This window comes from Burkholderia sp. BCC1988, from assembly GCF_905339895.1.
Taxonomy (GTDB): Bacteria; Pseudomonadota; Gammaproteobacteria; order Burkholderiales; family Burkholderiaceae; genus Burkholderia.
The window spans coordinates 130,620-148,786 of the sequence record NZ_CAJPHA010000001.1; the positions used below are offsets into that span (position 1 = coordinate 130,620).

At 65.6% G+C, this 18,167-nt stretch carries 12 protein-coding genes and 1 pseudogene; 3 read left to right on the plus strand and 10 right to left on the minus strand.

Annotated elements, in window-relative coordinates:
- Positions 1–126: 126 nt before the first annotated feature.
- Positions 127–2,499, plus strand: coding sequence for a filamentous hemagglutinin N-terminal domain-containing protein (locus U4012_RS00550; protein ID WP_321795240.1), 2,373 nt, complete (start codon positions 127–129; stop codon positions 2,497–2,499).
- 344 nt (positions 2,500–2,843) lie between these two features.
- Positions 2,844–3,417, plus strand: a pseudogene (locus U4012_RS00555) (IS5 family transposase); the annotation flags it as partial.
- Positions 3,418–3,434: 17 nt separating this feature from the next.
- Here U4012_RS00555 and U4012_RS00560 read toward each other — a convergent pair.
- The 4 genes from U4012_RS00560 to U4012_RS00575 form a co-directional block, all read right to left on the minus strand.
- Positions 3,435–4,514 carry a glycosyltransferase family 1 protein gene (locus tag U4012_RS00560; RefSeq protein ID WP_321795242.1) on the minus strand — a complete coding sequence of 360 codons (1,080 nt, stop codon included), beginning with the start codon at positions 4,512–4,514 and terminating at the stop codon, positions 3,435–3,437.
- Positions 4,515–4,688: 174 nt separating this feature from the next.
- Positions 4,689–5,837: a glycosyltransferase gene (locus U4012_RS00565; protein ID WP_321795989.1), complete on the minus strand. Its 1,149-nt coding sequence runs from the start codon at positions 5,835–5,837 to the stop codon at positions 4,689–4,691.
- Positions 5,838–6,320: 483 nt separating this feature from the next.
- Entirely contained in the window at positions 6,321–7,895 is a 1,575-nt protein-coding gene (locus U4012_RS00570) for a mannose-1-phosphate guanylyltransferase/mannose-6-phosphate isomerase (RefSeq protein WP_321795244.1), read from the minus strand.
- Positions 7,892–8,476 carry a drug:proton antiporter gene (locus U4012_RS00575; protein ID WP_321795991.1) on the minus strand — a complete coding sequence of 195 codons (585 nt, stop codon included), beginning with the start codon at positions 8,474–8,476 and terminating at the stop codon, positions 7,892–7,894. Before U4012_RS00575 ends, U4012_RS00570 begins: the two co-directional genes overlap by 4 nt.
- Positions 8,477–9,772: 1,296 nt before the next feature.
- Between U4012_RS00575 and U4012_RS00580 the strand changes: the two genes are divergently transcribed.
- Positions 9,773–11,164, plus strand: coding sequence for a sigma-54 dependent transcriptional regulator (locus tag U4012_RS00580; RefSeq protein WP_321795246.1), 1,392 nt, complete (start codon positions 9,773–9,775; stop codon positions 11,162–11,164).
- Between the two features lie 63 nt (positions 11,165–11,227).
- Here U4012_RS00580 and U4012_RS00585 read toward each other — a convergent pair whose 3' ends face one another.
- The 6 genes from U4012_RS00585 to U4012_RS00610 all read right to left on the minus strand — a co-directional run bounded on the left by U4012_RS00585 (position 11,228) and on the right by U4012_RS00610 (position 18,114).
- Positions 11,228–13,702 carry a glycosyl hydrolase 2 galactose-binding domain-containing protein gene (locus U4012_RS00585; RefSeq protein ID WP_321795248.1) on the minus strand — a complete coding sequence of 825 codons (2,475 nt, stop codon included), beginning with the start codon at positions 13,700–13,702 and terminating at the stop codon, positions 11,228–11,230.
- Entirely contained in the window at positions 13,699–14,754 is a 1,056-nt protein-coding gene (locus tag U4012_RS00590) for a DUF1839 family protein (protein WP_321795250.1), read from the minus strand. The genes U4012_RS00585 and U4012_RS00590 overlap by 4 nt, the downstream gene beginning before the upstream one ends.
- Positions 14,751–15,722 carry an amino acid--[acyl-carrier-protein] ligase gene (locus U4012_RS00595; protein ID WP_044842949.1) on the minus strand — a complete coding sequence of 324 codons (972 nt, stop codon included), beginning with the start codon at positions 15,720–15,722 and terminating at the stop codon, positions 14,751–14,753. Before U4012_RS00595 ends, U4012_RS00590 begins: the two co-directional genes overlap by 4 nt.
- Positions 15,719–16,915 (minus strand): acyl-CoA dehydrogenase family protein, encoded by a 1,197-nt coding sequence (locus tag U4012_RS00600; protein WP_124519607.1) that lies wholly within the window; start codon positions 16,913–16,915, stop codon positions 15,719–15,721. The genes U4012_RS00595 and U4012_RS00600 overlap by 4 nt, the downstream gene beginning before the upstream one ends.
- Positions 16,912–17,163, minus strand: coding sequence for an acyl carrier protein (locus U4012_RS00605; RefSeq protein ID WP_044842951.1), 252 nt, complete (start codon positions 17,161–17,163; stop codon positions 16,912–16,914). The genes U4012_RS00600 and U4012_RS00605 overlap by 4 nt, the downstream gene beginning before the upstream one ends.
- Positions 17,164–17,331: 168 nt before the next feature.
- Positions 17,332–18,114, minus strand: a complete 783-nt coding sequence (locus U4012_RS00610) for a Crp/Fnr family transcriptional regulator (protein ID WP_193759904.1) — start codon at positions 18,112–18,114, stop codon at positions 17,332–17,334.
- Positions 18,115–18,167: the final 53 nt, after the last annotated feature.

The following is an 18,167-nucleotide window of genomic DNA, read 5'->3' on the forward strand; positions in this document are numbered from 1 at the left end:
CACGCGCCGGTCTTTCCGCCAGGTCGAAGCAAGAGCAAGAAAGAAGCAAAAGCAATCGCATGTTGCCATCCAATCTCGTTCGCTGGTCGATCCGAGCCAAATATCCTGTCAATTTGGGGGTAAGTCATGTCGTTTCGCACGTCCTCAATGCGCATCTTTGTGCCCAGGGTACTCGCGATGCTGGTACCAATCGCGTGCTCGCTCGTTTATACCGAGCGTGCGCAGGCGCAGTTGTCGCCGCTGCCGCAGGGCGGCACATTCGCGGCCGGCAGCGGTGCGATCAGTGGCGGTGGTGCTGCGCTGACCGTCACGCAGAGTTCGGCACGCGGCGTGATCGATTGGCGTAGCTTCTCGATCGGGAACGGCCGCAGCGTGACGTTCAACAACGGCACGGGCGCGACGCTCAATCGCGTGACGGGTGGCGATCCCTCGGTGATTCTTGGCTCGCTCAAGGCGACCGGTAGCGTGTATCTGCTGAATCCGCAAGGCGTGTTGGTCGGCCCCAACGGGGTGGTGTCGACGGGCGGGCGCTTTGTCGCGTCGACCCTGGACATCGACAAAGAGGCGTTCATGCAGGGCGGCCCGCTGACCTTGTCGGGTAAAGGCAAGGGTGCGGTCGTCAATCTCGGGCGGATCAGCTCGACGGGTGGCGACGTGTTCCTGATCTCGCCCACGCTGGTCCTGAACCAGGGCAGTATCGACGCGCCGCAAGGCACCGCGGAACTGGCGACCGGCCAGCAGGTACTGCTGCAGGATTCTGCGACGGGCCAGCAGGTATTCGTGCAGGCCGGCAGCGGAGGCATCGTGGCGAATTCCGGGCCGATTCGCGCGGCGCAAGTGAGTTTGCAGGCGGCCGACGGCAACGTGTTTGCGCTCGCGGGCAATAACGCGGTGATTCGCGCGACCGGCACCGCGGTGCGGGACGGGCACGTATGGCTGGTGGCGAATCAAGGCAGTGTACAAGCGAACGGAAGGATTTCGGCGGTCAACGCAAACGGCACGGGCGGTACGGTCGAGACGAGCGGCACGTCACTGGACGTTGCGGGGGCGACCGTGCAGGCGGGGTTGTGGAAGCTCGGCGCACCGGCCTTCACGCTGGACGGCGCCAACGCGCAGACGGTGGCGCGAAACCTGACGGCGGGCACGTCGGTCGATGTCGAGGCGAACGGCACGAATGGCGGAAGCGGCGACCTGACCGTCGGCGCGAACGTGCTCTGGCATGGCGACGCCTCGTTGACGCTGGGCGCGGTGCACGACGTGAGGATTGCGCCGAACACGACGATCAGCAACGCGGGTGGCGGGAACCTGACGCTCCGTGCGGATTCCGCGGGAGGGGACGACGGCGGGAGCGTGACGAACCGCGGGACGATCGACTGGTCGTCGAGCAAAGGCGTGGTGAGCGCATTGTACGACATGAACGGGCAGTACAGCCCGGGCACCATTCTGACCAACACAGGCTGGACGGCGGCGCCGTACAGCGGGTTGGTAACGCAGGCGACTGGATACCAGCTCGTCAACACGCTCGCTGACCTGCAGCAGGTGTCGCAGAATCTCGCAGGGACGTATGCGCTCGGCAAGGATATCGATGCATCGGCCACCAATCCGGGGGCGGTGCAGCAGGTCGCGTTCAATTCGATCGGCGCGACACCCGACGCGGCCTTCACCGGCCAGTTCGACGGTTTTGGGCACACGATCCGGAACCTGACGTGGTCATCCCCGGCGAGCACCTCGGCAGACCTGCAATACGGTGGCCTGTTCGGCGTCGTCGGCTCGAACGGCGTGGTCCGCGACCTCGCGTTGACCAGCGCGAACGGGCAAGGCGCCAACGGCGCATTTGGCTTACTCGCCGGACGGAACGACGGCGTGATCACGAACGTTACCGTGTCGCTGGGCGGCGGCCTGAGGGGCAGCGCGGCGCAGGACACGGTGGGCGGCCTAGTCGGCATCAACAACGGAACGATCGAACGTGCGTCGACAAGCATCAACTCCGTGTGGACGCCGTTCGGCTGGGCGGGCGGTCTGGTTGGTATCAACAACGGCACGATCAGCCAATCGTCGGCGATGGCCGGTGTGGGGTCCTTGCGTGGCAGCGTCGGCGGCTTCGTCGGCCGCAACAGCGGCACGATTTCGCAGTCCTACGCGATTGGCGATGCCTTGGGCGGCGGCGGGCTTGTCTACGAGAACACCGGCACGGGGAAGATCGACCAGTCCTACGCGAATGTGCAAGTCACCGCGAGGGGCTGGGTAGGCGGGGGGGCCCTCGCGATGTTCAACGAGGGCACAATCGCCAACGATGTGTACTGGTGGAACGGCTCGGGCGCCCCGGCCATCGCGGGCAACAATCAGGGAACGGCACCGACCAACGCGAATGGCCTGAGCACCTATCAACTGGGACAGCCGTCGAGCTTTCACGGGTGGAATTTCGGCCCAAATGGAACCTGGGCGATGCCGGCGGGCGCGAAGTTTCCGGAATTGGCGTGGCAGACCGGCTCGCGATGATGCGGGTGCGAAGTTTCCGGAATTGGCGTGGCAGACCGGCTCGCGATGATGCGGGTGCGCACTTATCCTGACGTCCAATCGTCGCTTCGGCGAATGGGGCGAAGTGATCCGGCGGCAGCGTCGTGGTTGCCGCGGTCGCCCTTGTATCGTGCCGCGATTGAATACTCATGGCCAGCCGGCGAGTGATGCTCGGAACCCGCGCTCGGGCTCGCATGGGCTACGGGTACTGCGACGAGAGGCACTTCTTCCTCAAGATCCGCGCCGCGTTCCCCGGAATTCCGCATCGAACTTAACTTTTTCTACAAGCTGTTAGCCTGAGCCGTCGTGACAACCGGATCAGGGCGATCGGCAAGCCGATCATCGGCGATGAGTTGCGGAAACTAATCGAGCCACATCTGCCTTCAGCCTCAAGTACGAGGGCGCAAATCTGTACCAAATCGAGCCGTGCCGACGGGCATCCTATTTGTGCTGAAGACGGGCATTCGCGGGCGCGACTTGCCGTCCGAAATGGAATGCGGCTCGGGCGTAAGTGGTGGCGCAGGCTGCGCGATTGGCAGCCTGCCGGCGTGTGGAATCGACTGCACGCGGTGCTGCTGGCGAAACGGCGAGCAGCCGAGGAGATCGCCTTCTCCCGTGTGGTCGTCAACTCATCGTCGATTCGTGCGGTTGGGGCGGGCGACAAGCTGGCCCGAACCCCACCGATCGAGCGCGACCCGGGTCGAAGCACCACATTGCCGCCGACGCCAACGGAACGCCGATCGCGGCAATCCTGACCGGCGTCAATCGTAACGACGTCACCCAAATGGTTCCGCTGATCGAGGCCATCGTGCCGATCGGCGCGGCGGGGTGCGTGGTCAGCCTCTGAGCCGTCCTGCCCGCGTCCACGCCGACCGGGGCTACGACCACGAATACAGACGCATCCGATATCGACTGCTTTAAAGCGTGTTGAATATTCTGGTCATCATTTCCGCGCTTTTGCACCAGCGGTATTGCTCGGCGTGCAAAAATCCTCTGCGTTTCAGATCTTCCCTGAGTTCGGCGGAATCAAGCAAATTTCGCAATTTTTCTGCAATATCGTTAGCTGAATAGGGGTCGCAGTAAAGTGCTGCATCGGCACAGACCTCGGGTAGGGCCGCGGATCTCCCCACCAGGGTAGGGCAGCCGTGTCGCATTGCTTCAAGCGGCGGAATGCCGAAGCCTTCGTAGATCGACGGGTAGAGGAAGCAGACGGCATTTTGATACAGCGACTTCAGCCTCTCATCGCTGATATATCCGGCGTACTTGACGTTCGGCTCGATCGCTGAAATATCATCCTGCGTTCCGAAAACTGCGGCATTGCGCATGCCGACGATGACCAGATCTACTGACGGATCGTTGATTTGTCGAAATGCCGCAATCATCCGGCCGAAGTTCTTGGTGGGATTCATGCTGCTGACTGCGAGCACGAACCGACCCGGCTTGAGCGAGAGTTCGTTCAATACGGTCGTGTCCGGTTCCAGGGCGTCGAGATGGTCCGAGCCAAGTGGTACGACGCTGATTTTTTTCGTAGAAACACCGCAATGGTGAGCGAGGCGATCGCGCGAGAAGCGGGAGTTAGTCAACACGCAGATGGACGTACGCGCAAGAATCCAGAACATGATCCGGTACCACACCCGGAACAGCCGGGAGAAGTGCGCAGGGGTGTCGAACACCGCTGCGTCATGCATATAGATGATCTGCTTGCCGAGGAAAATGGAACCAGAATTGCCTAGGTTGACGATACGGTCTCGGCGTGCAAAAAGAGGTAGTGCCAGTTGTTCCCAGATCACGCCTTTGGAAAAACCGAGCTTGATCGTCCTGGCGCCGCTCACCGCTGCGTCGGTATGCGGGGGAACCAGGACGGTCACGGAATCTTGCGGCTGCACCCTGACCAGGGCGGCGATCAACTCACGCGCGACTCGTTGTACTCCCGTCGTCTTTTGAGTGGTGAATCGGCCGTTGTATACGAGATTTTTTGTCTCTTTGAAGTTTCTCATGTCAAATCAGGTGAAGTCGACGCGCGGCCAAGTTTCGCGCAGATTGTGCCGGACAGCGGTTCTTGCCTCTCGTCCATGGCGTGCATCGGTTCATTAGGTCAAGGTCATGCACGCGATGTCTCGAATGTGTTGTCGTCGGGGCTGGCTGGCACCGTTCCCGATTTCAGCAACTTGTCAGGCCTTGACCTGATCAGGAGCAGCATCTTCGAAATACAGCGCGTCTGCGCGACGTGTGGTCGTGTTCAGTCCGTAAATGGCATGCCACTGTCGGAATATGGAGCTCATGGAAAACCGAAGGAGTGCAAATTTTCTGGCCGACTCCCCCATTTGCTCCCGGAGTTGCGGGTTGTCGCAGAGCATGGCCACATACCGTGCCATCTCGTCGGCACTTGACGCGATATATCCGGTCACGCCGTGAATAACCACGTCGCGGTTTCCGACGACGTCCGTCACGACGGCGGGTAGGCCTGCGACCTGCGCTTCGATCAGTGCGACAGGCATGCCTTCCCAGCGGGATGTCTGGACGTAGATATCCAGTCCGGATGCCAACTCGAGCGCGCGTGCGCGCGTCACCCAGCCGCTGCAGACAATGGTCTGACTTTCTTGAGGATCCGGAATGTCGTCGGGGTTGCCGCCTATCCACAGAAACTCCACGTCGGAGCAATGCAGCTCGGCCGCCAGTTGCACGAAGGCTTGATGGTTTTTCTGAAACGAGGCGCGACCACTCATTCCGACCACAATTTTTTGATCCCCACGAGCCTGACGCGAAGGAATTTCGACGACGTTCACGCCGTTTTCCACCAGCACCGCCGATTTCGCTCGAACCCTTCCTTGGATCTCCCTGAGTTCGCTGTCCGAGCAGGCGACAATGGTTCCACCCAGGAGAGCTGCCATTCGCTCGAAGCTCAAGTAGGCGAGCTGCTTCAAACGGGAAACATCGGAGCGCAAGAAGGAAAGCCCATGCGGGGAATAGAGCACCCTCGCGCCAGTCGCAGCCATCTTTGCCGCTGCCCGCCCCAGCACGCCAGCCTTTGACGAATGAAGATGGATTACGGTCGGATGGCATTCGCGAAGGATGCGGGCCAGCGCGCGAACACTGAGCAGGTCTTTCCTAACACTGACTTCTCGAGCCATTTCGACGTAGACGAGTTTGACGCCGGGCTGGAAGAGCGTTGTGAAATCGGCCGGCGTTTCTGGTCGGATGGAGTGCAGCACAGTCACGTCGACGCCCATTGCTACTGCGTGGTTAGCGAGATGGACGAGCATCGAAAGTACTCCGCCGCCGAACGCTTCGACAATGTGAACGATATTTTGTCTAGTCATCTTCGGGGCTGCCTGTTCGACCGTAGAAACGAATATCCGACGAATCGCGATGCCGATGACGATCAATCCATTCGACGGATTTATTTAAAAAATTTGCATTACTGAATGAATGGATGGGAGAAAGATCCGGCACTTCCATTCGTTCTGCGTGGGTCAGTCGCGCGATATACCTACGTGGTCGACGGCTCGGTCCGATCGATTCAAGGCAGGTATGTAAATGGGCAGAATACTTTGCGATCGGTAAAAACAGCCTGAAATCCCACATCAGGTATTCATGAGTATTTGCTCGAGGACGCCTGATTCCATGTGTCTGAAGCATTGTGCTATGCATACACGAAATGCTGGGTGCGATGGCTTACATTGGACAGCCGAGGCCGAGTTGGTCGCGTGCCGAGCGTGTCCGAGGTTCTGGCATGAAACGCGACAGGCTGTTCCGCCGCACGCGCCTGGCTTTGACGCGCGCAACGGCACACCCAAACGCGCTTATCGAGCGGTGTCTGGCTCGGTGGCTTGCGCGTGTGTTTTCGGTGACGAATGCGGGGCGGGTTTCGGCGGGAGTGCATCGACCGCCCGCCCATACTGATCCTCAAACCGCACGATATCGTCTTCGCCGAGATAATCACCCGACTGCACCTCGATGATCTCGAGCGGAATCCGGCCGGGATTCTCGAGGCGGTGGACCTCGCCGACAGCGATATAGGTCGATTCGTTTTCACTGAGCAGGAAGGTCTCGTTGCCGCGCGTGACCTTCGCGGTGCCGCGCACGACGATCCAGTGCTCGGCGCGGTGATAGTGCATCTGCAGCGACAGCCGCTTGCCGGGTTCGACGACGATCCGCTTCACCTGGAACCGCTCGCCGAGATCGATCGAATCGTAGTGGCCCCACGGCCGCTGCACCTTGCGGTGTTCGCTCGCCTGCGGGCGCTGCTCGGTCTTCAGGCGCGCGACGATGTTCTTCACGCGCTGCACGTCGTGCTTGTTCGCGACCAGCACCGCATCGGGCGTCTCGATCACGACGACGTCCTTCATGCCGACGCACGCAATCAGCCGGCCCTCCGAGCGCACGAGACTGTCCTGCGTGTCCTCGAACACGATCGGGCCGCGCGCGACGTTGCCCTGATCGTCCTTCGGCATGATTTCCCAGATCGCATCCCAGGTGCCGACGTCCGACCAGCCTGCGGACAGCGGCACCACGATCCCTTCGATGCCGAGTTCGGGGCTCTCCGCGAGGCGCTCCATGACCGCGTAGTCGATCGAGTCGGACGGGCACGCGTCGAAGGCCGCCGCGTCGATCCGGAAGAACGGATGCTCGGCGGTGCCCGCGCGCCATGCCGCGTCGCAGGCCGCATGGATGTCGGGTGCGAGCGCACGGATCGCCTTCAGCCAGGTCGATGCGCGCGTGACGAAAATCCCGCTGTTCCACCAGTAATCGCCCGAATGCAGGTAGCGCTCGGCGAGCGCCGCGTTCGGCTTCTCGACGAAGCGCCCGATCGCATAGCCGCCTTGTCCGCCGAGGCGGCCGGCGCGCGGTTCGCCGACCTGGATGTAGCCGTAGCCGGTTTCCGCGCGGCGCGGCAGCACGCCGAGCGTGACGATCGCGCCTTCCTGCGCGTAGCGCGCCGCGCGGCCGACCGCTTCCTGGAATGCGGCGACGTCGCCGATCACGTGATCGGCCGGCATGACCGCGAGGATGGGATCGTCCGCGAGCACGCTGGCGTCGAGCGCCGCGAGCGTCAGCGCGGGCGCCGTATTGCGCGCGGCCGGTTCGAGCAGGATGCGGGCGGGGGCCGCGCGCCCGAGCACCTGCGCGGCGCTCATGATGCGATGCTGTTCGCCGCACACCAGCAGCAGCGTGTCGCCGAGCGCCGCGTTCGCGATGCCGTTCAGGCGGCGCGCGGTCGCCGACAGCGGCGATTCGTTCGAGGTCAGCTCGATCAGCTGTTTCGGATACTGCTCGCGCGACAGCGGCCAGAGGCGCGTGCCGGAACCACCGGCGAGTATGACGGGCAGGACGCAGGGCAGCTCGGGATCGGGAACCGGGCGAAGGTTGGCGTTCATCGATTGGCTCCGGTATCGGCAGGCAGCCGGTTGTGTGCGCGGCCGTCGACGCGCGTGTCCTCGTTGCGCGATCGCGGCGGCGAGACGGTCCGGGACAGCAGCTGACGCAGCGCGCCGGCGGCGCGGTCGGCGGGCCGGACGAGACCGACGAACGGCGCGCCCTGTTCGAGATAGGGACCGTATGCCTTTCGGAATCCGAAGCGCTTATAGAAGTCCTGGCGTTGTGCGGGAACGTGCGTGCGAACCGCCACGTCGGGCCATGCGGCCTGCGCGGCCGTGAGCGCGCGCTGCATGAGTTGCTCGAGGGTGCGGTCGTCGCGACATGCCTCGCTCGTCAGCACCTTGTCGATCACGACGTCCGGATCGGCGTCGTCGCCGGGCAGCACGCGCGCGTAGGCGACGACTTCCGTCGTGTCACCCTTGTGCATGCACGCGAACACGTGCAGCGCATGCGCATCCTTGCCGTCGATGTCGAGATGCGTATGCGCATCCTCGACCACCAGCACTGCGTTGCGCGAGCGCAGGATTGCATAGAGATCGACGGCGCTCAGATGTTCGAATTCACAACAATGCCATTCCATGATGCGGTCCTCGTGTGAAGCCTTCAGCACGCCGAGCCGCATGAACGCGTTTGTCCGGTGCGGCTCGCCGATGTCCATGATGCGGATGCGGGGCGCGCCGGTCTGTTCGAAAGCATACTCACACTCTCGTTATGCCCGTTTCGTGCGGGCGATGCCGGCAGCGCGAAACGGGCCGTGACGTGAGCGGGGCACTGTGCGGTATCACACAGTGGCCGCATGCCGGCTTTCCCATAATTGATTCGTCGCGACTGTCCGCTGCGAACCGCGCAGCGGGCAGTCTGCATCGAACGCGATTGAAGAATCGGGGGCCGTACTTGAGATTGCGATCGTTCACGGCGGGTCGGCCGCGCATCGCGACCGGTTGCTCGCAGGCCAGCATCTGCCGCATCGTCGATGTCCTCGCGATGCGCGCATCCTTCATCCGGACGCGATCGTTTCGACGCGCCGGCCAACACGCGCATACTTGCGACGGTGCGCTGCCCGGTGCTTTCGCGCTGCATGCGGCCCTGCACCAGCACAGTGCCCGTCGCGCCGGCCTGTCGGCAGCGATCGTTGGCGGCGCGACACGCATGGACGCCATGCTGCATCGCGTCAGGAGACGGACGGCACGACCGGCTGCTTCGTTACGATGTTGTAACGAACACGCGCGGTTCGCCCGCGTTCGATGCGTGATGGCGGTGTCGCAGGGGCGCGCGATTATCCACGGATGCAAAACGCTTCCCGGATTATTTGCGCGATTCAAGCGAGAATCGCGGGCAATGGAAGGCGCCGATCTTGCAGAAAAGTGGTATTTGGCACTGATTGACGGGAATGGTCGTGGATAATCAAATCTGAGGCGCTAAACGCGCGCCGCGCGCGCCGGGGCGGCAGCGTAATCGGCTGAATCGATTTTATCTTTTAGTAACAAGGCCATCTCGATACGGGGTGTAGATTCAGGAACGGATGAAATGAGGCCACCATTCCGAAAGCGGGGTGGCGGCCATCCGGTTCAGCATCGGGCGCGGCTGTCGTGTACGACGCGACGCAAATGCGGACGGAAATCCCGTTTGCCGACGCGCTCCGCCTGACGGCGCGTCGTATGAAAGTCGGAACGCCGCGGCTCCCGCGGCCGCGCGTTCCCTTCGAGTTCGATGACAACGAGGCCGGATGACATCCGGCTCGACCTCCGGGGGCTCTCGCCGTGTGCAGTTTCGATCTTCGCCAAAGCTGCGGAAACGCGGCGCGGACAGGTGGCCATGCGCCGCCGGCCGCAGCGCACGCGAACGGTTCGCGGAGTGGAGAAAGTGATGGTTCGCTATGAATATGCCAATAACGCGCGATAAGAGCGCCGGCGGGGAGAGGATTACCGGGCAGCGTCCTCTGATTTACTGGACCCAGACGCCGTCCGTCATGCTGCGCAAGGAACTCGCGCGACGCGACTGGAAAGTGACGGTCGTCGCGCACGCGAGCGAATTGCGCGATACCTCCGGCGAAATCACCTGCGGCATCCTCGACCTGAGCGGCGGTCACGCCGACGCGATCGGCAGCATCGCGTCGACCTGCGCGTCGATGCGCGACGTCGTGTGGGTCGCACTCGTCGAGACCGGCCAGACCGCCTCGCCGAACGTGCGCGCGCTGTTGCGCGACTATTGCTTCGACTACATCACGTTGCCCGCGTCGCACCAACGCATTGCCGATACGGTCGGCCATGCGTACGGAATGGAATGCCTGTTCGCGCGCGATCGGGAATGCCTCGAATCGCAGGAGAACGGTATCGTCGGCACCTGCAGCGCGATGTTGCGGCTGTTCGATACGGTGCGGCGCTTCGCGCGCACCGACGCGCCCGTGTTCGTGTTCGGCGAGACGGGAACCGGCAAGGAACTGACGGCCGTCGCGATCCATCGTCATTCGGAACGGCGCAACGGCCCGTTCGTCGCGGTCAACTGCGGAGCGATCCCGCCCCACCTGCTGCAATCGGAACTGTTCGGCTATGAGCGCGGCGCGTTTACCGGCGCGAACGCGCGCAAGATCGGCTACGTCGAGGCCGCAAACGGCGGCACGCTGCTGCTCGACGAAATCGGCGACCTGCCGCACGAGAGCCAGGCGAGCCTGCTGCGCTTCCTGCAGGAGCGCGCGATTCATCGCCTCGGCGGCAGCGACCCGGTGCCGGTCGACGTGCGGATCGTCTCCGCGACGCACGTCGACCTGCGCGAAGCGATGGAAGAAGGGCGTTTCCGCGCGGACCTGTTCCACCGTCTTTGCGTGATGCGCATCGACCAGCCGCCGCTGCGCGCGCGCGGCAAGGACATCGAGCTGCTCGCGCATCACATGCTCGAACGCTTTCGCGGCGACGCGCGCCATCGCGTGCGCGGCTTTTCGACGGATGCGATCACGGCGCTCTACAAGCATGACTGGCCGGGCAACGTGCGCGAACTGATCAACCGCGTGCGGCGCGCGGTCGTGATGACGGAAGGGCGCCTGATCACCGCGCAGGACCTCGAGCTCGAATACTGTCTCGACGCGGCGTCGCCGTCGGTGGCCGACATCCGCAAGTCGATCGAGCGCGAAGCGATCGAAACCGCGCTGCTGCGCACGCGCGGACGCGTCGCCGCATCCGCGCGCGAGCTCGGCGTGTCGCGTGCAACGCTCTATCGCTGGATGGAAGCGTACGGCATCGAGCGGCCGCGCGGCACGGGCTCGTCGGACTGACGCGCGCGGTGCGGCCGTGCGAGCGTGTGCGCGTGCGTGATCCGGGTCCCGCGCCGGCTCGCGTCAGCCGGTCAACGCCGCACACACGGTTCGCGCGGCGTTGACCGCGCGGATTTCGACGGTCGGCGGCGCGCCGGCGGCAGCATGGCCGCCGGTGTTCGCGAGCGGCACGAGCTCGACACGCGCCGGCGTGCCGGGCGCGAGATCGAACCAGTCGTCGCGCGGCACGAAGCCCGGTGCATCGATCTGCACGTGACGTGCGACGTGGCGCGTGCCGATGTCGACGTGCCACGTGTCGCCGGTGCGCGACACGCATGCGTCGATGCCGGGCTCGCGTCGGGCGAACACGGCCGGGTGCGTGCGGGACGGGAAGTAGAACGCCTGCGACAGCAGCGTGCCGTCGTCGGCGCGCAGTGTCGCGACGACGGTATCGTGCTCGCACGGGCCGAAGCGATACGCGTAGGTCCAGTCGAAGAAGCGGCCGAGCAATTCGGCCGAATCGAGCCGCACCGTGTCGTGCGCGGCGATCCGGACCGGAGCGCCGGCACGCGCGAGCGGCGTGCGGCCGTCGCGCAGCGCGACCAGCTCGACGGCCGCCGACAGCGGCGCCGGCCGCTCGTTGATCACGTGCACGTCGAGCCCGTTCAGCCCTTCGTCGACGAGCAGGACCTGCACGGGCTGAAGTACCTGGCGCAGCGCATACCACGCCGATTTCGGCCGATGCGCCGCATCGAGCAAGCCCCATCCGGCGCCCGCCATCACATCCTGGAACTGCCAGACGAGCGCACCCGCGCAGCGTGAGCCGGTGCGCCGCCACTCCGAGAACGTGTCCCGCATCAGGTCCGCGATCACCGCGCGCGACAGCTCGAAGTAGCGCGACGGATCCTCGCGCCGCAGGCGGTCGGGCGCCACGTCGTACAACGTCTGCAGATAATGATCGCGAATATCGTCGAAATCCCACGACGTGCCGGGGTCGCGCGGCACGGCCGCTTTCCACCGCGGCTCGTGCACGCCCGGCCAGCCGAGGCTGGCGAGCATCGCATCGCACGGCACGTTCGCGAACGCGAGGCATTCGCTCGCGAAGCGCACGTCGGCGCGACGCGCGTCGTCGAGCGGGCGAAGGTACGCGCCGACACCGTAATAGTGCGACACACGCTCGCGCGGCATGAACGGCAGCACGCCGCCGTCGGGCGAGTCGGGGACGTACAGCGCGTCGGGCCGCCGTGCCGCCGCGTGGTCGGCGAGGCGCTCGGCGGTCAGTTCGAGGAAGCGCTGCTTCGGCCCGAGCCCCGACATCGCGGCCTGCTGCGCAATCTCGCTGCCGCCGCACAGCACCGCGAGCGACGGCGACGCGCGCACGCGCGTGAGGAACTGTTCGGCTTCGCGACCGACGGCGTCCGCGAAGGCGCGATCGTCGAGCGCATAGTCGAAGTTCGCGAACATGAAGTCCTGCCAGACGAGCAGTCCGAGCCGGTCGCACCACGCATGGAATGCGTCGGCCTCGTAGGTCATCGTGCCGCCGACGCGAATCATGTTGAAGCCGGCGTCGCGCGCGTATCCGAGCAGGCGGCCATAGGTCGCGTCGTCCGCGTGCAGCGCGAGCGGTGCGGCGCTGCTCCAGCATGCGCCGCGCGCGAATACGCGCACGCCGTTGACGCGCAACCCGAATCCCTTGCCGTCGTCGCCCGCGTCCGGTTCGATCGTGCGAAAGCCCGTCGCGCCGAGCGGCCGCCGTTCGGCACCGATGTGCAATGCGACGTCGTAAAGCACCGGTTCGCCATGCGTGTGCGGCCACCAGCGGCGCACGTTCGGCACCGCGACGGTCGCATGGAGCCGGTCGGCGCCGCGGCGTTCGAGCGTCGCGTGGTGCTCGCCGCACGACAGCCGGGCTGCAAACGCATCGGGCAGCGGCCCGGCGAACGCGAGTTCCGCATCGAGCCAGCCGGTATCGCCGTCGATGCGCGCGTGCAGGTCGCAATGAACGAGAACGGGACCGTCGGCAGGGTCCAGCACGTCGACGGGCCGCCACGGACCGGTCGGCACGCAGCGCGGAAACCAGCCGGGCATATGCCCGAGCAGCGACGTGCGAACGGTGCGCAACGTCGCCGGTTCGGCGAGCCGCGTGCGCCAGCGTGCGCGGCGCGGTGCGCGCACATCGCGCAGGTGCGGCGCGAGGGCGCGGAAGCAGACGGTCAGCCGGTGCGTGCCGTCGAGCGACACGGGCACGTCGTGCGCGACGAACATGCTGTCCGAGCGCAGGATCGGCGTGTCGTCGAGCCATGCCTCGGCGAGCGTCGCGAGGCCGTGAAAGCGCAGCACGCGCGGCCCGTGCCCGTGCAGTTCGACGCGATACCAGTGGTCGCGCTCGTCGAGCGACGCGGTATCGTCGGCCCGGCCGGCCAGCGCGAGCGCCTGCGCGACCGTGCCGGGGACGGGGGCGGCGATCCAGCCGTCGGCGGGAAGATCGAGCGGCCCGCGCGCGGCACTCGCGGGCGTGGCGAGCAGCGACCACGCGAGCGCGGCATGCGCGCGCGTCACCGCAGCAACGGCACGGCGGCCGCGTCGACGCGCACGGGCGCCGCGTGCTGCAGCGGCGGGGCGATCTGCCGCGCGCAGTCGATCAGGTCGGCGTAAGCCGCTTCGATCGCTTCGAGCGTCGCGTCGCCGCGCTCTTCCTTGCCGCGCGCACACGCCCGCGCCAGCCGGAACTCCAGCACCATCGCCTCGGACGCGATGCGGTCGCAGGCGGTACGAATCTCGGCGAACGGCCCGACGCAGCCGCTCGCCTGCAGCCAGCGCGCGTAATGGCCGAACAGTTCGAAGTTCGCGCCGAGTTGCCGCACCGAATTGAACGAGTACGCGTGGAAGCGTTCGAGCGGGGAATCGGCGAGCGATTTCGCATCGAGCTGCAGCTGGCGCCGGAACGCCGTGACCGGATTGACGACCGGCAGCCGGCGCAGATGCCGCTGCAGCGACGCGAGCGAGACCTCGCACAGCGCGCGCTCGTCGAGCGGTGCGAAACGCCGCTTCGCGCACTCGACGTACGGCGGCAGCGGCATCGGCGAACAGCCGCCGACGAGCCCGTTGTAGTCGAAGTCCTCGGCCACGTAATAGCCGCTGTTGTGGAAGTAGCCGATCTGGCGGCGCGTGCGATCGATCGAGTCGATGCCGATCGTCGTCTTCGTATGCTGCGTACGGTAGCTGCTGCCGCGCGTGTCCGGCAGGAACCACGCGTCAACCTCGACGATCATCAGATGACCGCGCGCGACCTGCGTCTCGATGTGCTGGTCGAGCGGCTCGTAGATCGAGTGTTCCTGCACGACGATGCCGTACAGCCGCTCCAGTTCGTCGTGCGGAAACTTGAAGAACGTGAACTGGTCGCCCTCGAAGTCGAGCGCGATCGTAAACGGCAGCGCCGCGTACGGGTTGAGGCCCCACCAGCGGAGCACCTCGAGCCACATGTCGACATAGCAGTTGGTCTGTTTCCAGACCATCTCCTGACTGTGCAGCGGGTGCGGCCGATAGTGGCGTGCGCGGTGGCGCACGTCCTCGAACGACGCGTCCTCGCCGTCGCGGGACACGAATTTCATCGCGTACCCCACAGCACGTCGCGAACGTCGGCCGGCCATGCGTCGAGGTCGAAACCGTGATGACGGAACAGCGCGAGCGTCAGCCGCTCGAGGCCGAAGCCGACGCAGCCCGTGTGCGCGACGTCGCCCGTCGCGGTGCGGATGTCCCACAGCAGCCCGAAGTGATCCATGTGGTAGTTGAAGCTCAGGCACGCGGTCTGGCGGTCGTCGTGCTCGATCGGGATCAGCAGCTCGAACTTCAGGTTCTGCTCGCGCTGGCTGTTCGCGACGATCTTGCCGCCGCGCCCGAAGAACGGATCGTTCGCGAGATCGATCGCGTTCGGCAGTTGCAGCGCCTCGATCATCCGTGTGCCGCGCTCCATCCACGTCGCGCGGAACGCGACGATCTGCTCGGGCGTGCCGATGCGTATGTATTCGCGCATCCGGAACAGCTGCATGCGGGTCGGGTCGAGCGACGGCTCGTGGCGGAAGCAATACGAGAACACGTCGACGATGCGGCCGTCGCCGGGCAGCGCACCGGCGCGCGCGACGACCGGATAGACCGGATAGCAGGCGGCCGGCGTCATCACGACGTAGGTCGGCTTCTGGCTTTCGGTCCAGTCCTCGCCGCGGTCGAGGCACTGCAGCACGCGCTGGTGCCGCTGTTCGTCGCCGCAGAACGCATGCACGCTGCCCGCGAGTTGCGGGAAGCTCTTCATGTATTCGCTGCGCTCGAATTCGGTGCGGCTCATCGCCGGCGGGAAGCGCAGCACTTCGGCCTGCTGGTCGGCGCCGAGGCGCGTGACGAACGCGTCGAGCGCTTCGACGACGCGCTCGAACCGCTCGCTGCGGCCGAACAGGCCCTGGATGCCGGTCGACACGAGCAGGCCCGCATCGATCAGCTCGTCGCGCAGCGGATTGACGCCCGCGCGGTCGAGCGGCGCGTCGGACGGGGTGGCGGCGGAAGGCACGGAGAGGCGATCGTTCACGAATGTTTCTCCAGCGTCGCGGGACGCAGTGCGAGCAGCAGGCTCGAGGTATTGGCGGCAATGCGGTCGTTGCTGATCATCAGCGGCGCCGCGTGCAGGTCGCGCAGGTGGCGGCCGATGCTGAACGGCGTGCCGTGCTTGTAGCCGGCCATCCCGCAGATCATCATCGCCTGCTGGGCGACTTCGAGCGCGGTCGACGACACATAGGTCTTCAGCGTGTTGATCTCGGCGGCCCAGGCCATGCCGGCCGACCACGAGCGGGGCGACGCGCTGGCATAGAGGCGCAGCACGCTGTCGACGCGGGCCTGCATCGCCTGCATCAGCGCAAGCGATTCGGCGATGCGCCGCGACGCGGGTGACGGTGCACCGTCGGTCTGGCGCGCCTGCGTGCGGAAGAACTGGTGCGCGCGATGGAACGCGTCGCCGGCCACGCCGATCCACACCGCCGCCCACAGGATGTGCGAAACCGGCACCATCGTCTGTTCGGCGATCTGCGCGAACGGCACGGGCAGGCATTGCACGGTCGTGCCCTGTGCATCGAGCACGAAGCCGTTGCTGCACGTGCCGCGCATGCCGAGCGTGTCCCATTCGCCGCGGCGCGTGAGCGTATAGCCGTCGCGCAGCACCGTGACGAGCACCTGCTCGGACGCCGGCGCGTCGGCGTCGCGCCGCGCGGTCGCGAGGATGCCGTCCGCGTAGTCGCCGTACGAGATCGTCGGCGCGGATTTGTGCAGCCGGAATTCGCCGCCGTTGGTCTCGAGCGCGCACTGGCTCGCGCGCAGGTTGCCGCCGACGCCGTCCTCCGACGTCGCCGACGCGAGCAGCCACTGATGGCGCACGAGCTGTTGCAGGAACAGCTTGTGCCAGCCCTGGTCGGCCGCGTGATTGACGATGCAGGCCACCTGGATCTGGTGCATCGCGAACACCATCGCCGACGATGCGCAGGCCTGGCCGAGGATCGAGCATGCCGATGCGACGTCGGCCAGCGACGCGCCGGCGCCGCCGAGCCGGGTCGGGACCATTGCGCTCAGCAGGCGGCGCGCACGCATGGCCTCGATCGCCTCGACGGGGCAGCGTGCGTCCCGGTCGACCGCATCCGCGTGCTGGGCGGCGATTTGCGCGACGGCGTGCGCGGCCTCGTCGAGCCGGCGTGGTTCGTCGTCGGCCGCGAGTTCGGGAAGCAGCGCGCTCATGCGGAATGCTCGGCGCGTTGCAGGGTCGCGATCGTGTCCGCGAGCGCGTCGACGCTGCGGAACAGATTGCGGTTCAGCATCTCGTCGGGAATCTCGATGTTGAACTGCTTCTCGATCGCGAGCATCAGCTGGATCGTATCGAGCGAGGAGAGGCCCGCTTCGTAGAGGTCATCCCCGTCACCGATCGAGTCGATCGCGGCTTCGAGGTGGGCGACGTGCTTGAGGATGGTTCTGATTTCGTTTTTCACGTGCTGCTCCGGCGTGTGAGGTGTCGTCCGCAAGGGCGGACGCGCGCAGCGCGCTGACATCCCCCCGGCAGTCCGGCATCAGTAGACCATTCGCACGCCCGGCGTTCTGTTCGCCACCCTACAATCGGCTGACTCGCGTCGCACGCGTGCGCCGGCACGCCGTGCGCATCACGCGCGTGCCGCGGCGCTCACGCCCGAGTCGGCCGACAGGATGCGCTTCATCTCGTCGCGCACGATCGCGCGGCAGCCGCACGACATTTTCTCGAGGCCCGCAAGGTCGGCAAGCTCGATCGAGCTCCGGTACTGACGGATCAGGCCGAGTTTCTGGATCTCCCCGGCCGCATCCGTGACCGTCTCGCGCCGCACGCCGAGCATCTGCGCGAGCATGCTGTGGGTGATCTGGATCTCGATGCTGCGCGACCGGTCGTACGCGAGCAGGAACCATCTGCATAACTGATGTTTGAGCACGTGATGTCGGCTGCAGAACGTGATCTGCGAGACCTGGGCCATCAGCAGCCGCACGCAGACGAACACCAGATGGCGAATCACCGGCGACGCGTCGAACGCGGCGGCGAAGATGCGCCGGTCGAGCCGGTAGACGAAGCCGTCGCGGCAGGCGACGGCACGGCACGGCATCCGGCCGCTGCCGCCGATCACGTCGTCGCAGACGACGCTCTCGCTGCCGATCTCGGCCACTTCCAGCGTCATGCCGCCGGACGACACGTACTGCAGCGAAATCGCCGTCGTGACGGGCAGGTAGACCGCGTTGAGCATTTCACCCGGTTCGCACAGCACCTGGCCCGATTTCAGGTGAACGAGTTGGAGGTTGGCAATCAGCGTCGCGCGTTCGTCGCGGTCGAGGGCCGCGACGAACCGGTTGGCGTCGAAGCTGTGGGAAAGCTCGATCATGCCGCTCGCGTGGGCGACGGCGTCATTGGCCTGGTGGGTCACGGCGGATCCTCGTAGGGAGCGATCGCACATCGCGCGGCGCCATCCACGGGGAT

Excerpts from the sequence above, each read along its gene's own strand:
- U4012_RS00570 (WP_321795244.1), bottom strand. The coding sequence starts at position 7,895 with ATGAACGCCAACCTTCGCCCGGTTCCCGATCCCGAGCTGCCCTGCGTC.
- U4012_RS00580 (WP_321795246.1), top strand. The coding sequence starts at position 9,773 with ATGAATATGCCAATAACGCGCGATAAGAGCGCCGGCGGGGAGAGGATT.
- U4012_RS00575 (WP_321795991.1), bottom strand. The coding sequence starts at position 8,476 with ATGGAATGGCATTGTTGTGAATTCGAACATCTGAGCGCCGTCGATCTC.
- U4012_RS00560 (WP_321795242.1), bottom strand. The coding sequence starts at position 4,514 with ATGAGAAACTTCAAAGAGACAAAAAATCTCGTATACAACGGCCGATTC.
- U4012_RS00565 (WP_321795989.1), bottom strand. The coding sequence starts at position 5,837 with ATGACTAGACAAAATATCGTTCACATTGTCGAAGCGTTCGGCGGCGGA.
- U4012_RS00600 (WP_124519607.1), bottom strand. The coding sequence starts at position 16,915 with ATGAGCGCGCTGCTTCCCGAACTCGCGGCCGACGACGAACCACGCCGG.
- U4012_RS00550 (WP_321795240.1), top strand. The coding sequence starts at position 127 with ATGTCGTTTCGCACGTCCTCAATGCGCATCTTTGTGCCCAGGGTACTC.
- U4012_RS00590 (WP_321795250.1), bottom strand. The coding sequence starts at position 14,754 with ATGAAATTCGTGTCCCGCGACGGCGAGGACGCGTCGTTCGAGGACGTG.